Origin of the sequence: Winogradskyella sp. MH6 (assembly GCF_022810765.1) — a bacterium.
Taxonomy (GTDB): domain Bacteria; phylum Bacteroidota; class Bacteroidia; order Flavobacteriales; family Flavobacteriaceae; genus Winogradskyella.
The window spans coordinates 330164-345719 of record NZ_CP094494.1 but is presented as its reverse complement, the minus strand read 5'-3'; the positions used below and the strand labels follow the sequence as shown (position 1 = coordinate 345719).

Here is a 15556-nt window from a genome sequence, read left to right as displayed (position 1 = left end):
TTTAAAGTCTTATGTTTCTTTTCTCACATCTAGCGTCTTTTAAAGCTTGAAATAATCAATATAATTCTGTAAATCCTTATCACCACGACCAGATAAGCTGATGACAACAATATCATCTGGTTGAAATGTTTTATGTTTAAAAACAGCCAAAGCATGAGAACTTTCTATTGCAGGAATAATACCTTCCAATTTGGTTAATTCTAATCCGGCTTTCATAGCTTCATCATCTGTTGCAGAGTAAAATTCACCACGACCAGATTTGTATAAATGCGAATGTAATGGACCAACACCAGGATAATCTAAACCTGCAGAAATAGAGTATGGTTCTGTGATTTGACCATCGTCAGTTTGCATTAACAAGGTTTTACAACCATGAATAATACCTTCTTTTCCTAATGCAGAAGTTGCTGCGCTTTCTCCAGAATGAATGCCTTTACCTGCAGCTTCTACAGCAATAATACCAACGTTTTCATCATCTAAAAAGTGATAATATGTTCCAGCTGCATTGCTACCACCACCAATACAAGCAACCACATAATCTGGGTTTTCTTTACCTTCTTTTTCTTTCAGCTGCCATTTTATTTCTTCTGAAATTACAGATTGAAATCGTGTTACCATATCAGGATATGGATGAGGTCCAATAGCTGAGCCAATAATGTAATGTGTATCGACTGGATTGTTAATCCAATCTCTAATCGCTTCGTTGGTGGCATCTTTTAAGGTTCTGCTACCTGATAATGCAGGTCTCACTTCTGCTCCCAACATTTTCATACGAGCAACGTTTGGTGCTTGTCTGGCAATATCGATTTCACCCATGTATACGATGCAGTCTAGTCCCATTAATGCACATACCGTAGCTGTAGCGACTCCATGTTGTCCAGCGCCAGTCTCGGCGATGATTCTGGTTTTGCCTAAGCGTTTTGCCATAAGGATTTGGCCAATGGTGTTATTGACCTTATGTGCACCAGTATGATTGAGGTCTTCACGTTTTAAATATACTTTGGTATTGTACTTTTCTGAAAGGCGCTTGGCAAAATAGAGTGGAGAAGGACGACCAACATAATCCTTAAGCAATTGATTGAACTCTTCTTGAAAAGACGATTCTGCCATTACTTTCAGATAGTTTTGACGTAATTCTTCTACATTAGGGTAAAGCATTTCAGGAATATATGCGCCACCAAATTCACCGTAGTAACCTTTGTCGTTGATGTTATATGTGTTTTTCATAGTCTTATTCCTGCGAAGGCAGGAATCTTAAAGTTTTAATTATGGATTCCGTATCAAGTGCGGAATGACAAATTGGTTATAAATTCTTCTAATTTTTCAATAGCCTTTAACCCAGGCTTAATTTCAAATTTGCTATTGATATCTATAGCATAGCAATATTTAGATTCCTCCCTTTGCAAGAAAGACATCACATTGTCTATTTCCTCTAATCCAATGCCTCCACTTAAAAAGTAAGGTTTTGTTGATGGATACTCTTTTAACACGTCCCAATTGAAGGTGTAACCGTTTCCGCCAGGTAATTTTCCTTTAGTATCGAATAGAAAATAATCTACCACATCTTCATAAGGTTGCAGTTGACTAAAGTCGAATTCGTCTTTGATGCTGAAGACTTTGATGATCTCATATTGAGATGCTGAATCAAGTTCAGCATGACAATGGTTTTTTAATTCTTTGCAATAGTCCGGTGATTCATTACCATGCAACTGAATTGCATCAAGTCCAAATTTTTTAATTATCTGAATAATAACGTCAACTGTCTCATCTACAAAAACACCAACTTTTTTGATGGTATTTGGTAACTCTGGAATGACACCTTCAAAATTACGAGGTGATTTATCATAAAATATAAAGCCAAGATAGTCTGGTTGCAATGCTGCAACTTCGGACGTGTTATATTTCATTCCACAGATTTTAAGTTTCATTGGTTTAGAGTATTAATGAATTCTGTTGCGCTAAGACCTGGATTATCAGTCTTCATGAAATTCTCACCAATTAAAAAGCCTTTGTATCCATAAGGCTGTAATTCTTTTATGGCATCAACAGAGCTTATTCCACTTTCTGAAACTTTTACGAAATCATTCGGAATGTGATTACTCAATGCTTTTGACGTTTCTAAGCTTACTTCAAAAGTTTTTAAATTTCGGTTATTCACACCAAGCATATCAATCGTTGGTATGATGGATTTTTGAAGTTCGTCTAAATTATGTACTTCGAGTAAAACATCTAAATCTAAGCTTTTCGCTAATTCCGAAAATTGTTTTATTTCTTCTTTAGTTAGGATTGCAGCAATCAACAAAATCACATCTGCACCATAAGCCTTAGCTTCTACAATTTGGTAGGTATCTATGATAAATTCTTTTCGTAATAATGGCAAATTGCAACTGGCTCTTGCAATAAGTAAGTCGTCTAAAGATCCACCAAAATATTTACCATCTGTTAGTACAGACATACCACAAACACCAGCATCTTTGTAACCTTTAGAGACGTCTTGCACATTTAAACTTTGATTTATAACAGCTTTTGAAGGAGAACGTCTCTTGTGTTCTGCTATAATGCCAGAAGTACTGTTTTTTAAACTTTGTGAAAGTGAAATTGTTGATCTTTCAAAAAGCACTGAAGTTTCCAATTGTTTTAAAGGAATTAGACTTTTTCGAAGTGCAACTTCTTTGCGTTTGTCAATTACTATTTTATCTAGGATGTTCATTTACTAAGTTCTATTAATTTTTCTAGACTAGATTTTGCAAGACCACTTTTTAAGGATTCATCAGCCATTGCAATACCTTCTTGGTGCGAAATCTGTTTTACCGTTGCTATGGCCAGACCAGCATTGGCGCAGACCACGCTATTTTGGGCTTCGGTTCCCTTTCCGTTAATAATCTTTTTGAAAATTTTAGCTGCTTCTTTTACAGTAGTTCCACCATAAATATCAGAAGCATCTATTTGATTTAGACCAATATCATGAGCTTCAAATAAGGTTTCGGAAGTATTGGTGATTGTTTTGGTTTTTCCCGTTAGCGATATTTCATCATAACCGTCCAAAGCATGTACTATAGCATAATTTTTATTAGTTTCTTGATATAAATAACCGTATAGTCTGAGTAATTCTAAATTAAACACACCAACCATCTGATTTTTTGGAAATGCTGGGTTTACCATTGGACCCAGCATGTTGAAAAAGGTTTTTACACCAAGCTCCTTACGTATTGGTGCCACATTTTTCATGGCAGGATGAAAAAGAGGTGCGTGCAAAACACAAATTCCAGCTTTGTCTAAACTGCGTTTTAAAAAATCAATTTCATTAGAAAATTTTATACCTAAATGCTCCATAACGTTAGAAGAGCCTGATGCAGATGAAACGCCATAATTACCATGTTTTGTTACATGTACTCCAGCACCAGCAGTGACAAACGAGGATAGGGTTGATATGTTAAACGTATTTTTGCCATCACCGCCTGTGCCACATAAATCAATAGTATTGTAGCCATCTAATTCAACAGGAATACAAAGTTCTAATAAGGCATCTCTAAAACCACGAAGTTCTTCTGTAGTAATACTTCGCATCATGTAAACGGTTAAAAAAGAAGCGATCTGGCTTTTGTTGTATACACCATTTGAGATATTTACTAAAACCCTCTTGGCTTCTTCTGCTGAGATGCTTTCTTGATTTATTAGTCTGTTTAAAATTTCTTTCATGTGTTAGATTTGAGATGTAAGACTATAGATTTGAGAACTTTTTAATTAACGTATAGTTAATTTTCTGAATTTCAGTTAGTAGTTTGAAAATTTCCGTTACTTCATTTTCATTGATGTATCCTATACGAATACTTAAATGTAATTGTGTGCTTAATTCATTTGAAGACCCATTAGCTATACTAATAAAATGTTTGAACTCTTTATTTGAATTTCTACCAGCACCTTCAGCTATATTTGAAGGAATTGAGACTGCACTTCTTTGTATCTGGCTAATTAATCCATATTTTTCTTCTTTTGGAAACAATGAGGTTAACTTGTAGACTAGTTCAACCAGTTCCATAGATTTTTGCCAAACTTTCAATTCTTTATAGTTATTCATATCTAAAGTCTATTTTCTAGTGTCTAAAGTCTAATTATTCACCCAGTTTTCTAAAATCTTTTTCCCATCTGGTGTTAATACAGATTCAGGATGATATTGTACACCCTTAACATCATAGACTTTGTGTCTTAATGACATAATCTGCCCATTAGTATCAAATGAAGTAGCCTCTAATAACTCTGGTAAATTGTTACTCACTACCCAAGAGTGGTATCTGCCAACTTCAAAGGTTTTATCTATACCTTTAAATAATGACTCATCATCAACAGAAAGCGTTACATGTGTTGCAACACCATGATAAACTGTATCTAGATTTTCTAATGTGCCACCAAACACTTCTCCAATAGCTTGTTGTCCTAAGCAAACACCAAGTATACTTTTTGTTGGTGCGTACTTAGCAATAATCTCCTTTAGAAGTCCGGCTTCGTCTGGTATTCCAGGACCTGGTGAGAGCACTATTTTATCAAAAGCATCTACTTCTTCAAGTGTTAATTTATCATTTCGTTTTACAGTGACTTCACAATTCAAGTCTTCTAAATAATGAACTAAATTGTAAGTGAAACTATCGTAATTGTCGATTACTAAAACCTTTTTCATATTAAATTTCTTTAGCAAGTTCAATAGCTTTTGTTAAAGCACCTAACTTATTATAGACTTCCTGTAGTTCGTTTTCTGGGCTAGATTTTGCGACCAATCCTGCACCTGCTTGCCAGAATAGTTTGTGATTTTTACTTAAAAATGTCCTAATCATAATGGCATGGTTAAAATTGCCTTCAAAATCCATAAAGCCTATAGCACCTCCATAAAAACTACGGCTTGTTTTTTCATATTTTTCTATGAGTTGCATGGCCATATGTTTTGGTGCACCGCTTAATGTTCCTGCAGGAAAGGTATCTGCCACGATTTGCATAGTATCAGCTCCTTTATGTTTCGTCCCTGTTACTTTACTTACTAAGTGAATTACATGCGAAAAGAATTGCACCTCTCTATAGTTTTCTACTGTAACGTTAGAGCCATGTCTACTAAGATCGTTTCTGGCTAGGTCAACCAGCATTACATGCTCGCTGTTTTCTTTGTCGTCGTTAATTAGCTTTTCAGCTATTTCTGCATCCTTAAGGTCATTTCCTGTTCGTTTAAATGTGCCTGCAATAGGATGAATTTCTGCTTTACCTTCTTTAACGATGAGTTGTGCTTCTGGCGAACTTCCGAAGATTTTAAAACTTCCGTAATCAAAATAAAATAGGTAAGGGGAAGGGTTAATACTTCTTAATGCTCTGTATACATTAAATTCATCTCCACTAAATTCTTGTGAGAACTGCTTAGACAATACTAGCTGAAACACATCACCTCTGGCACAATGTTTTTTAGCGAGCTCTACATGTTGTTTATATTCTTCATCTGTGAGGTTAGATTGAATGTCACCTTTTTCATTGAAGTTATAAGAGGCATATTGCCTTGTTTGTATAATTTGATGTATCTCATCAATGTTGTTATCAGTATCAAAACAATGCGCAAAAATGTAAGCCTCGTTTTTAAAATGGTTAATGGCGATGATGTTTTGATATACAGCATAATAAATGTCTGGAATATCAATAGATTTTTCTTTTTTAGAAATCTCAATGTCCTCAAAATACTTTACTGCGTCGTAAGCGGTATAGCCAAAGATGCCATTATTTATAAATTTGAAGTCTTCATTAGAATCTACTTTAAATCGTCTTGTGAATTTGTTGATTTCTTCTACCACACATATAGATTCTGCAAAGTTGTTTTTAGAGCTTCCGTCTGGATAAGTTTGGGAAATTAAACCGTCCTTAACCTTAATGGAAGCAATAGGATTACAACAGATATAAGAAAAACTATTGTCATTGGCATGATAGTCACTACTCTCTAATAAAATGCTATTAGGAAATTTATCTCTTATTTTAAGATAAATGCTCACAGGAGTAATAGTATCTGCAAGTATTTTTTTGTAATGTGTGTATAAACTGAATGTTTTCATTTATGATTTAAAATTAAAAAAGGCTTGTCGTGAATGACAAGCCTTTTTCTATAATATAACATACAAGGTTTCTTTCACGAACATGAGTTTGCAAAATTCCACCACCAAGTATGATTTGTTATTGTTTTCATCTGTGAGTCAAATATAGAAATGAAAATTTTTATTTCAAACTATAAAACAAAAAAGATTCTTGTCTTCATATAAATTATATACTTGAACAAGAATCTTGAAAAAATGGATTGCTATTAACCCTTAGGGAATTAAAATTTTAATTCTACATTAATATCAAATTCGTCATAGATAGCTTTATCTTTTAAAGTTTCTAATAACGAAGGTGATTTATATGTGATTTTGTGCTTTGTTCTGTCTATTTTTAAACTAGCAGTTGCAGAATTTTCAGTAACTGTCATAGGAAAAGAAATTGATTCTGTTATACCTTTTATGGTAATGTCTCCTTTAACATTGTATTTACCATTTTTACCGCTTACTGAAGTGATTTTTAAAGTCGCTGTTGGATATTCATCTACACCAAAGAAATCATCAGATTTTAAATGACCATCTAATTTGTCTTTATAATCTCCTGTTAAATCTGTGGTATTTATAGAAGTCATATCAATAGTAAAAGAACCACCTTCTAAAGTATCATCATTAAAAGATAAAGAACCTTCTTTTAGTTTAATTGTTCCTTCGTGCTCACCACCAACTTTGTAGCCTTTCCATGTTACTTTACTTGATGATACATCTACTTTTTTGTCTTTTAGCACTGTAAATGACATAAAAGAGAATGCTAAGATAAATAGCATAGCGATTTGTGAATTTTTGTTTTTCATTGTAATTGTTTGTTTTTAAGTTTTAAATGTTTGTAAATAATTGATTTTCTGATTTTCTTACTTTTTTATAGTGTTGAGTACCATCTTCTTCAGATCTATAGCCAAGAGTAACAACTACTGCAGCATTAAGATTTTTAGAATTTAGATCAAGAATTTTGTTGTATTCTTCGCTTTGAAAGCCTTCCATAGGACAGGCATCTATTCTTAATTGTGCGGCGGCAGATAATAAGTTACCCACTACTATATAAGCTTGTTTTGCTGTCCATACAGCTTTTTGTTCTTGGCTAAGTTGGCCAATTGTAGATTTTATGGTATTTGCATAATCTGCTACATCTTCTTTATTCAGATTTCTGGTATCAATAACGTTTTCAAAATAGTTGTCAACTAATTCATCTCCGAAATCGGTCATATTAGCAAGTACTATCATGTGTGATGCATCTTCTATTTGTGATTGATTCCACGATGCAGCACGTAACTTTGTACGCGTTTCTTTGTCTACTATATTTAAGATTTTGTAAGGTTGTAATCCGTAAGAAGATGCTGTTAATTGCATAGCTTTTTTGAGCGTTTCAAAATCTTCAGTAGATATTGTTTTAGAACTATCGAATTTCTTTGTGGCATAGCGCCATTTTAAGTTTTCTATAATCTTATTCATGTAAAAATTATTTTGTTGTTAGTACTTAAGTTGTATATACAAATGTTGTTTTAAAATTTTTTAACCTCTCATTTTTGTGAGCAAAAGGTTCAATGTTTTTAACTCTTTCTTACTTAAATTGTTGGTTAATTCGTTTTCTTTTTCTTCAATAATTGGATCAACTAGTTCAAGTAATTTAAGACCTCCGTCGGTTATGTAGATATCAACTTTTCTTCTGTTTTTCTCACATGTGAAACGCTCAACCAAATTCTTAAGGATGAGTTTGTCAACTAGGCGAGTGGTATTACTCATTTTACTAATCATTCTGTCTTGAATATCTTTTAAGTTAGAAGGTTCACCGTTCTTTCCTCGCAAAATTCTTAAAACGTTGAATTGTTCTATAGATATATCATGAGGTTTTAAAACAGACAGGATGCCATCCTTAAAATGATTACTTGCAAAAGACACATTTAAAACGGTCTTCTTGGCTAATGGTAAGCTGGTCTTTGTTTTTAATATTTCAGTTATATCTTTCATATACAACAATTGTATATACAAATGTATGATATTATTTTTACTTCACAATTAATTTTTTGTTAATTATTCAATTGTGTGTGTTTCTATTAATAAATTTATGTCATGAAGCGAATACTATTTTTATGTTTATTGGTTATCTGTTCTTGTAAGGACAATACTGAAGAAACTAAAGAAATAAATGCATCTGAGTTAACTCTAAATAAAGAGAAAGAAGCTAAGAGTGTATTAGATTTTGATTTAAAGATATATGACTATGATGGTTTGGAGCCATTAATCAATATGCAAGATGATAAAGTTCACGTGGTTAACTTTTGGGCAACATGGTGTGCTCCTTGTGTAAAAGAGTTACCGTATTTTGAGGAAATTAATGAAAAGTATAAAAACAATAACGTTGAGGTTTTGTTGGTGAGTTTAGATTTCCCAAAAAATTATGATACTAAGTTAAAGCCATTTATTAAAAAGCATAATTTACAATCGGAAGTAGTAGCCTTTGATGATGTAGACCAAAACCGATGGATACCTGCTATTAACAAAGATTGGTCTGGTGCATTACCAGCAACAATCATTTATAATAAAGAAAAACGACAATTCTACGAAAGGTCGTTTACTAAAGAAGAATTAGAAGCCGAATTAAAACAATTTTTAAAATAATAACCTTATGAATACTTTAAAATTATTCGCAGTAATGGTGTTGACAGTAGCATTATCTGCTTTTACAGAAACCACAGATGAAGGTGGTTATAAAATTGGAGATCTTGCTACCGATTTTAGTCTAGAAAACATTGATGGTAAAATGGTGTCTTTATCAGATTATAAAGAAGCAAAAGGGTTTATTGTTGTGTTTACTTGTAATACTTGTCCGTATGCTGTGGCTTATGAAGATAGAGTAGAAGCATTAAATAAAAAGTATGCCGATAAGGGCTACCCTGTAATTGCAATTATGCCAAACAATACAGATGTAAAACCTGGTGATAATATGGAAGCCATGAAAGCTAGGGCTAAAGCAAAAGGTTTTACGTTTCCTTATTTAATGGATAAAGGTCAAAAAATATACCCTCAATATGGTGCTACAAAAACACCACATGTATATCTTTTGGAGAAAACGAAAAAAGGAAATGTTGTAAAGTATATAGGTGCTATAGATGATAATTATAAAGATGCAAACGCAGTAAAAACTAAGTATGTAGAAAACGCTGTGGATGCCTTATTAAAAGGAAAAGAAATTGAAGTTAAAGAAACGCGTGCAATAGGTTGTACTATAAAAGTTTAGCCACAATAGAGTACTTTAAGAAAATAAAAATGTTAAAATTAAATCCGAAGTTGTAACACTTCGGATTTTTTTACGTCTATATCATAAGGAAAAGTTAAATTTGCCTACTAAAAAGTAATTGCAAAAAGTGGATTTATTACAGAAAGATTGGGTTAAACAACTAGAAGAAGACAATAATTCTGTTGTTTTAGATGTTAGAACACAAGGAGAAGTTAATGAGGGTATTATCCCAAATGCTATTCATATAGATATCTATAAAGGACAAGGTTTTATTTATGAAGTCGATGCCTTGGATAAAACTAAAAATTATTATGTGTATTGTAGATCTGGCGGTAGAAGTGCTCAGGCATGTAACGTCATGAATCAGTTAGGTTTTAAAAACACTTACAATTTAGTTGGTGGTTTTAGTGAGTGGCAAGGAGAAGTTGCCTTTAAAGAGTAAAATAAAATTAACCTAAATTACTGTTACTTATGAAAAGATTATTCATAATTAGTGGTTTACTAATTGCTATTAGTATAGCAACAAGCTGCCTAGACAATAAAATAGAAGATACAAGTGTTAAACTTGTAACGGCAGAAGAAATGCAATCTATTCTTGAGTTAGAAGATGTACAATTAGTAGATGTTCGTACGCCAAAAGAATATGAAGAAGAACGAATTGCCAATTCTCAAAATATAGATTATAATTCTCCTACTTTTGAAGAAGATATTGCTAAATTAGATAAGGCAAAACCTGTAATCCTATACTGTAAAGGCGGAACCAGAAGTGCCAAGTGTGCCAAAAAGCTCGAAGATGCTGGCTTTCAGAAGATATACGATTTAGAAGGTGGAATTTCTAAATGGAAACATTCAGATAAACTAAAAATTGAAGTAAAGTCATAAAATTTAAAACCGAACAATCGTTCGGTTTTTTTTATTCCTCTGTCATAATTCTTAAGGTTTTTATAAATTAGACGACTCTTAAGAAATAATAAAATCGCATAGATTACATTTGCGTATTAATGCTTTATTTATGACAGCAAAAAAAGTCCTTCTATTTAGCCTACTATCCTTATTTTTCTCGTTCAATATATTTTCTCAGGAACTAGATCCTGTAAAATGGGAATCTTCAATTAAAAAATTATCAAATGAAGAATATGAGCTTATCTATACAGCGTCTATAGATGAACATTGGCATTTTTATTCTATTGTTCCTGCAGATCCTGATGGTTTAGGTCCTATTGCTACAGAATTTACTTTTCTAGACAAGGAAAACAACTATGAACTCATTGGAGAGATTCAAGAATCAGAATCTATAAGAATTTTTGAAGAGGCTTTTGGTATGGAAGTGAATTACTTTGAAAACCAAGCAATCTTTACGCAACGAATAAAAGTATTAAATCCAAATATAGAAGTTATAAAGGCTGAAGTTTTTTTTCAAGCATGTGATGCTGAAAAATGCTTACAGCCAGAAAATTTTGAGCTAAATACAGCCTTAGATGGTTCTAAAATAGCTAAAGAAAAAGTTGAAATAGACGAACAAAGTAAGCAGCTATCAGAAGAGTTAAACCTTAATGTAACAGGTTGGGATAAATATGAGTCGCAAGCTGTTGAGGGCAAAAGTTATTTTACGGTATTCTTACTTGGTTTTTTAGGTGGGCTTATTGCATTACTCACACCTTGCGTGTTTCCAATGATTCCATTGACTGTATCTTTTTTTACCAAGAGTTCTACAGATTCTAAAAAAGGGTTGTTCAATTCAATACTCTATGGAGTTTTCATTTTTTTAATTTACGTGTTACTTAGTGTGCCGTTTCATATCATGGATTCTTTAGATTCAGGGATCTTAAATACAATATCAACCAACGTTACACTAAACATTATTTTCTTCGTAATTTTTGTGGTTTTTTCTTTTTCATTCTTTGGTTATTTTGAATTAACACTACCACAATCTTGGAGTGCGGCTATGGATGATAGAGCCAATAAAATTGGAGGTTTTGTTGGCATCTTTTTTATGGCTTTAACCTTAGCAATAGTCTCTTTTTCTTGTACAGGTCCAATCTTAGGAGGTTTATTGGGTAGTACTATGGCATCAGATGCAAGTGCTATGCAGTTGAGTATGGGAATGGGAGGTTTTGGTTTTGCTCTAGCACTTCCGTTTACGTTATTCGCCATGTTTCCAAAGTGGTTAAATTCCTTGCCAAAGTCTGGTGGATGGTTAAATACGGTAAAAGTAGTTTTAGGGTTTGTAGAGTTGGCACTAGCATTAAAGTTTCTTTCTAATTCTGATTTAGTAGAGCATTGGGGACTTTTAAAGCGTGAAATATTTATTGGTATATGGATAATCATTGGTATTGGCTTGGCTTTATATTTATTTGGAAAAATTAAATTTCCTCACGATGGTCCTTTGCAGAAACTTGGTAAAGGAAGAATTACAACGGCCATTTTAGTAATAGCTTTTGTTATTTATTTAATACCAGGATTAACGAATACAAAATGGGCTAATTTGAAGCTTTTGAGTGGTTTTCCACCTCCATTAACTTACAGTATTTATGATAAGCCAGAAGAGTTTACAATAACAAAATCTTTAGAAGAAGGTATTGCCTTGGCTAAAACATTGAACAAACCTATTATGTTAGATTTTACAGGTTGGGCATGTGTGAATTGTAGAAAAATGGAAGAGCAGGTTTGGACAGATGATAATGTAAATGAAATTTTAGTTAATGATTATGTTATCGTATCACTTTATGTTGATGATAGAGAAGCGTTGCCAAAAGAAGAGCAATTTCAATATTTAAGAACCAACGGAACTGTAAAAGATATTGAAACCATTGGTGATAAATGGGGAACCCTACAAACCATCAATTTCCAAAATAACTCTCAGCCGTATTATGTGTTGTTAGATCATAATATGGGCTTGTTAAATCCTCCAAGAGGAAATACACCAGATGAAGATGTTTATTACAATTGGCTTAAAACTGGTTTAGATAATTTTAATAAGTAGTTATATTTCGAAATAAACATCCTCAAACGGAACTCTAAAACGTGGGCTATAGATACCTTTTTCGTCTCTAATGCCACAACCAATAATCATATTGATTTCTGCGCCACGAGGCAAGTTTAAAATTCGTTTTACTCTCAGTGTATCGCTACCTTCCATAGGGCAGGTGTCATAGTCAATAGCTGCCATACTGGTCATAAAATTTTGAGCAGCTAACCCTGCGCTTTTATGAGCTACAATTCTCATGTCGCTCTGTCTTACTTGTCTGTAAATAGGTTTAAATAAACCCACGATTTGAAAGCTAAAGTATTTCAGATAACCCAAAATGCCCAGAAAATCAGTATAAATAGTTGGAATTAATTTTTTATAATAGTTGGTTGCCATTTTTTTGCGTTTCAATTCACGCTCAGATAAATCGTCTTTGTCATAAACCTTATTCAGAAAAGCAATGTTGGCTTTTGCGCGTTGTTTCCAAAGATCTTTTCTGGTAACAATAATCACTAACTGTTGCGCGGTTTTCGCGGCGCTTTGGTTAAAACAAGCTTCAGCAATTTCTTTTAAAGTATTTTTATTGGTGATATGGTAAAATTCCCAAAGCTGAAGATTACTACTTGTAGGTGCTAACGATGCATTTACTAAGCACTGTTTTACTTTTTCTGTATCAATAGGAATATCTTTGTAAACTCTGGTTGATCGTCTGTAGGCAATAGCTTCGGAAACTGTCTTTTCCATGGAATTAACATTTATTTTTTGAAGTACTAAAGTTATATTAAAAGTTCGTTTTCATATATCAAGAATCAAAAAATCTATTATTTTAAAAAGAAAAACATGAGCACAATAACAACTAAAAATCCATACACAAAAGAAGATATAAAAACATATAATTTAATTTCTGATAAGGAATTGAAACAAAAACTAGATTTAGCTGAAGAGCAATTTCAAAATTGGAAATCACTTCAAATTAAAGATAGATCTAAATTACTTTCTAACGTTGCTGAATTACTAGTTCAACGAAAAGAATCCTATGCTAAATTAATGACCCAAGAAATGGGAAAACCTATAACACAAGGTATTGCCGAAATAGAAAAATGTGCTTGGGTCTGTGATTTTTATGCTAAAAATGCTGATGATTTTCTTGCAGACCAGTTAATAGATGCTGATACATATGAAAGCTTTATAAGCTACGACCCTTTAGGAGTCATTTTAGCTATCATGCCTTGGAATTATCCATTTTGGCAAGTAATGCGGTTTGCTGTACCTACATTGATGGCAGGTAATACGGCTTTGTTAAAACACGCTTCCAGTACCACGCAATGTGCTATAGAAATAGAGAAATTATTTGAAGATGCTGGTTTTCCTAAAGGGTGTTTTCAAACATTATTGGTTTCACATAGTCAAATTGAAACAATATTGAACAATGATATTGTTAAAGCTGTAAGTCTAACAGGAAGTGAAGGAGCAGGTCGTAAAATTGCTGAAATTGCTGGCAAAAATCTAAAGAAAGCCGTTTTAGAACTTGGAGGCAATAATGCATGTATTGTTTTAAAAGATGCAGACTTAGATAAATATATTGATACTATGTCTTGGGCGCGTATGCAAAATGCTGGTCAGAGTTGTATTGCAGCCAAGCGATTTATTGTTGTAGAGGACATCTATGATGAATTTTTATCGAAATTTAAATCTAAAGTAGAGTCTTATATAATAGGTAATCCTACTAATAGTAAAACTGAAATAGCAACAATGGCTTCTGTAGATTTGGCAAAAGAAGTTGAGGAACAGGTTAAAAAATCTCTTGATAGAGGGGCAAAAGTAGTATATGGCAACAAACGAGACCACGCATTATATGAGCCAACAATTTTAGAAAATGTAACTACAGAAATGCCAGTTTTTAAGGAAGAAGTTTTTGGTCCTGTGGCTGCAATTATAAAAGTTAAAAATGAAGATGAGGCCTATGAGATGGCTTCAAACTCAAGATTTGGTCTTGGTAGTATGGTGTTTACAGAGCATACAGAAAAGGCTAAAAAGCGTATAGGGGAAATTGAAGATGGAGCGTTCTTTATTAACGAACTTGTAAAATCTGACCCAAGATTACCATTTGGAGGAACTAAAGCATCTGGTTATGGAAGAGAACTTTCTAAAGAAGGAATTCTGGAGTTTGTGAATGTAAAAACGGTTTACATTAATAAATAATCAAATTTTAAGTATGCTTCAACTTATCAGCATGCAATTGTCTTAACTTTTTAATTTTAGGGTCTATTACAAAAGTACAATAACCATAATCTGGATTGTTTTTATAGAAATCCTGATGTTCTTTTTCAGCTTCAAAAAATGTTTGAGCCTCGCTAAGTTCTGTTACAATAGAGTTTTTATAATATGCCGCTAATTCATTTAAGACGACTTCAGCTGTATTTTTTTGGTCATCATTATGATAAAAAATCACTGAGCGGTATTGTGTGCCTCTGTCAGCTCCTTGCTGGTTTAGAGTTGTAGGGTCGTGAGTGGTCATAAAAATGATAAGGATATCTTGATACGAAATTACATTAGCATCAAATGTGACCTGGACTACTTCTGCATGTCCTGTTAAGCCAGAACATACTTCTCTATAGGTTGGTCTTCCTGGAACGTTTCCTCCCATATAACCAGAAACCACTTTTTCAACACCTTTAACTTCTTCAAAGACAGCTTCGGTACACCAAAAACAACCTCCGCCAACAGTAGCAATTTCAATATTCTTATTCATTTACACTTTCTTTTTCTAAAACCATAGACTCTGAATTGATGCAGTAACGCAGACCACTTGGCTCTGGACCATCAGGAAATACGTGACCTAAATGGGCATCGCAAGTGTTGCACATTACTTCAACTCTAACCATACCGTAAGAGGTGTCCTTTTCATATTTGATGACATTTTCTTTAATAGGTTGTGTAAAACTTGGCCAACCAGTGCCAGAACTGAATTTAATGGTAGAATCAAATAACGGAGTGTTGCAACACACACAATTGTATTTACCAGCATCATAGGTAGTACAAAGTGCACCACTGTGAGGTCGTTCAGTGCCTTTTTGTCTGGTAATTCTGTATTGTTCTGGTGTGAGTTGTGCTTTCCATTCAGCTTCCGTTTTTTCTACTCTTTTATCTGGGTTAGGAGTTCCGTTCACAGCAAAATTTATAATGTCTTTCCAAGTAAGCATATCTTGTAGTCTTTCTTTTAATTAGTCAAATTTTTAT

At 33.2% G+C, this 15556-nt stretch carries 19 protein-coding genes; 6 read left to right on the top strand and 13 right to left on the bottom strand.

Annotation, left to right across the window (positions count from 1 at the left end; genetic code table 11):
• Nucleotides 1–39: 39 nt before the first annotated feature.
• The 10 genes from trpB to MST30_RS01595 all read right to left on the bottom strand — a co-directional run bounded on the left by trpB (nt 40) and on the right by MST30_RS01595 (nt 8078).
• The gene (gene trpB / locus MST30_RS01640; RefSeq protein ID WP_243472672.1) at nt 40–1227 is read right to left on the bottom strand and encodes a tryptophan synthase subunit beta; all 1188 of its coding nucleotides are present in this window, start codon (nt 1225–1227) and stop codon (nt 40–42) included.
• Between the two features lie 53 nt (nt 1228–1280).
• Nucleotides 1281–1928 carry a phosphoribosylanthranilate isomerase gene (locus MST30_RS01635; RefSeq protein ID WP_243472671.1) on the bottom strand — a complete coding sequence of 216 codons (648 nt, stop codon included), beginning with the start codon at nt 1926–1928 and terminating at the stop codon, nt 1281–1283.
• Nucleotides 1925–2710, bottom strand: a complete 786-nt coding sequence (gene trpC, locus MST30_RS01630) for an indole-3-glycerol phosphate synthase TrpC (protein ID WP_243472670.1) — start codon at nt 2708–2710, stop codon at nt 1925–1927. The genes MST30_RS01635 and trpC overlap by 4 nt, the downstream gene beginning before the upstream one ends.
• The gene (gene trpD / locus MST30_RS01625) at nt 2707–3699 is read right to left on the bottom strand and encodes an anthranilate phosphoribosyltransferase (protein WP_243472669.1); all 993 of its coding nucleotides are present in this window, start codon (nt 3697–3699) and stop codon (nt 2707–2709) included. The genes trpC and trpD overlap by 4 nt, the downstream gene beginning before the upstream one ends.
• A gap of 22 nt (nt 3700–3721) precedes the next feature.
• Nucleotides 3722–4078 carry a four helix bundle protein gene (locus MST30_RS01620; protein ID WP_243472668.1) on the bottom strand — a complete coding sequence of 119 codons (357 nt, stop codon included), beginning with the start codon at nt 4076–4078 and terminating at the stop codon, nt 3722–3724.
• 30 nt (nt 4079–4108) lie between these two features.
• Entirely contained in the window at nt 4109–4675 is a 567-nt protein-coding gene (locus MST30_RS01615; protein ID WP_243472667.1) for an anthranilate synthase component II, read from the bottom strand.
• 1 nt (nt 4676) lies between these two features.
• On the bottom strand, nt 4677–6077 hold the full coding sequence (locus tag MST30_RS01610; RefSeq protein ID WP_243472666.1) for an anthranilate synthase component I family protein: 1401 nt from the start codon (nt 6075–6077) through the stop codon (nt 4677–4679).
• A 260-nt stretch (nt 6078–6337) separates the two neighbouring features.
• Nucleotides 6338–6907 carry a YceI family protein gene (locus tag MST30_RS01605; RefSeq protein ID WP_243472665.1) on the bottom strand — a complete coding sequence of 190 codons (570 nt, stop codon included), beginning with the start codon at nt 6905–6907 and terminating at the stop codon, nt 6338–6340.
• Between the two features lie 22 nt (nt 6908–6929).
• Nucleotides 6930–7562: an NAD(P)H-dependent oxidoreductase gene (locus MST30_RS01600; protein WP_243472664.1), complete on the bottom strand. Its 633-nt coding sequence runs from the start codon at nt 7560–7562 to the stop codon at nt 6930–6932.
• 60 nt (nt 7563–7622) lie between these two features.
• Nucleotides 7623–8078, bottom strand: coding sequence for a MarR family winged helix-turn-helix transcriptional regulator (locus MST30_RS01595; protein WP_243472663.1), 456 nt, complete (start codon nt 8076–8078; stop codon nt 7623–7625).
• A gap of 102 nt (nt 8079–8180) precedes the next feature.
• Here MST30_RS01595 and MST30_RS01590 point away from each other — a divergent pair, with 102 nt between their 5' ends.
• The 5 genes from MST30_RS01590 (at nt 8181) to MST30_RS01570 (ending at nt 12331) form a co-directional block, all read left to right on the top strand.
• Nucleotides 8181–8729 carry a TlpA family protein disulfide reductase gene (locus tag MST30_RS01590; protein WP_243472662.1) on the top strand — a complete coding sequence of 183 codons (549 nt, stop codon included), beginning with the start codon at nt 8181–8183 and terminating at the stop codon, nt 8727–8729.
• A 7-nt stretch (nt 8730–8736) separates the two neighbouring features.
• A complete protein-coding gene (locus tag MST30_RS01585) occupies nt 8737–9348 on the top strand; it encodes a thioredoxin family protein (RefSeq protein WP_243472661.1) in 612 nt (203 codons plus the stop codon).
• Between the two features lie 127 nt (nt 9349–9475).
• Nucleotides 9476–9790, top strand: coding sequence for a rhodanese-like domain-containing protein (locus tag MST30_RS01580; protein ID WP_243472660.1), 315 nt, complete (start codon nt 9476–9478; stop codon nt 9788–9790).
• A gap of 29 nt (nt 9791–9819) precedes the next feature.
• Entirely contained in the window at nt 9820–10230 is a 411-nt protein-coding gene (locus MST30_RS01575) for a rhodanese-like domain-containing protein (RefSeq protein WP_243472659.1), read from the top strand.
• A gap of 130 nt (nt 10231–10360) precedes the next feature.
• A complete protein-coding gene (locus MST30_RS01570) occupies nt 10361–12331 on the top strand; it encodes a protein-disulfide reductase DsbD family protein (RefSeq protein ID WP_243472658.1) in 1971 nt (656 codons plus the stop codon).
• Here the strand turns inward: MST30_RS01570 and MST30_RS01565 are convergent, their stop codons facing one another.
• Nucleotides 12332–13060 (bottom strand): nitroreductase family protein, encoded by a 729-nt coding sequence (locus MST30_RS01565; protein ID WP_243472657.1) that lies wholly within the window; start codon nt 13058–13060, stop codon nt 12332–12334.
• Between the two features lie 96 nt (nt 13061–13156).
• On the opposite strand from MST30_RS01565, the gene MST30_RS01560 reads away from it, so the two are divergent.
• Entirely contained in the window at nt 13157–14518 is a 1362-nt protein-coding gene (locus MST30_RS01560) for an NAD-dependent succinate-semialdehyde dehydrogenase (protein WP_243472656.1), read from the top strand.
• Nucleotides 14519–14525: 7 nt separating this feature from the next.
• Here MST30_RS01560 and msrA read toward each other — a convergent pair whose 3' ends face one another.
• Nucleotides 14526–15068, bottom strand: coding sequence for a peptide-methionine (S)-S-oxide reductase MsrA (gene msrA, locus MST30_RS01555; RefSeq protein ID WP_243472655.1), 543 nt, complete (start codon nt 15066–15068; stop codon nt 14526–14528).
• Complete coding sequence (gene msrB / locus MST30_RS01550) at nt 15061–15519, bottom strand: peptide-methionine (R)-S-oxide reductase MsrB (RefSeq protein ID WP_243472654.1); 459 nt, start codon at nt 15517–15519, stop codon at nt 15061–15063. Before msrB ends, msrA begins: the two co-directional genes overlap by 8 nt.
• Nucleotides 15520–15556: the final 37 nt, after the last annotated feature.

Coding starts and splice junctions, on each gene's coding strand:
- MST30_RS01610 (WP_243472666.1), bottom strand. CDS start 6,077: ATGAAAACATTCAGTTTATACACACATTACAAAAAAATACTTGCAGAT.
- MST30_RS01600 (WP_243472664.1), bottom strand. CDS start 7,562: ATGAATAAGATTATAGAAAACTTAAAATGGCGCTATGCCACAAAGAAA.
- MST30_RS01590 (WP_243472662.1), top strand. CDS start 8,181: ATGAAGCGAATACTATTTTTATGTTTATTGGTTATCTGTTCTTGTAAG.
- MST30_RS01620 (WP_243472668.1), bottom strand. CDS start 4,078: ATGAATAACTATAAAGAATTGAAAGTTTGGCAAAAATCTATGGAACTG.
- MST30_RS01560 (WP_243472656.1), top strand. CDS start 13,157: ATGAGCACAATAACAACTAAAAATCCATACACAAAAGAAGATATAAAA.
- MST30_RS01635 (WP_243472671.1), bottom strand. CDS start 1,928: ATGAAACTTAAAATCTGTGGAATGAAATATAACACGTCCGAAGTTGCA.
- MST30_RS01595 (WP_243472663.1), bottom strand. CDS start 8,078: ATGAAAGATATAACTGAAATATTAAAAACAAAGACCAGCTTACCATTA.
- MST30_RS01565 (WP_243472657.1), bottom strand. CDS start 13,060: ATGGAAAAGACAGTTTCCGAAGCTATTGCCTACAGACGATCAACCAGA.
- msrA (WP_243472655.1), bottom strand. CDS start 15,068: ATGAATAAGAATATTGAAATTGCTACTGTTGGCGGAGGTTGTTTTTGG.
- MST30_RS01570 (WP_243472658.1), top strand. CDS start 10,361: ATGACAGCAAAAAAAGTCCTTCTATTTAGCCTACTATCCTTATTTTTC.
- MST30_RS01605 (WP_243472665.1), bottom strand. CDS start 6,907: ATGAAAAACAAAAATTCACAAATCGCTATGCTATTTATCTTAGCATTC.
- trpD (WP_243472669.1), bottom strand. CDS start 3,699: ATGAAAGAAATTTTAAACAGACTAATAAATCAAGAAAGCATCTCAGCA.
- MST30_RS01585 (WP_243472661.1), top strand. CDS start 8,737: ATGAATACTTTAAAATTATTCGCAGTAATGGTGTTGACAGTAGCATTA.
- MST30_RS01575 (WP_243472659.1), top strand. CDS start 9,820: ATGAAAAGATTATTCATAATTAGTGGTTTACTAATTGCTATTAGTATA.
- trpC (WP_243472670.1), bottom strand. CDS start 2,710: ATGAACATCCTAGATAAAATAGTAATTGACAAACGCAAAGAAGTTGCA.
- MST30_RS01615 (WP_243472667.1), bottom strand. CDS start 4,675: ATGAAAAAGGTTTTAGTAATCGACAATTACGATAGTTTCACTTACAAT.
- msrB (WP_243472654.1), bottom strand. CDS start 15,519: ATGCTTACTTGGAAAGACATTATAAATTTTGCTGTGAACGGAACTCCT.
- trpB (WP_243472672.1), bottom strand. CDS start 1,227: ATGAAAAACACATATAACATCAACGACAAAGGTTACTACGGTGAATTT.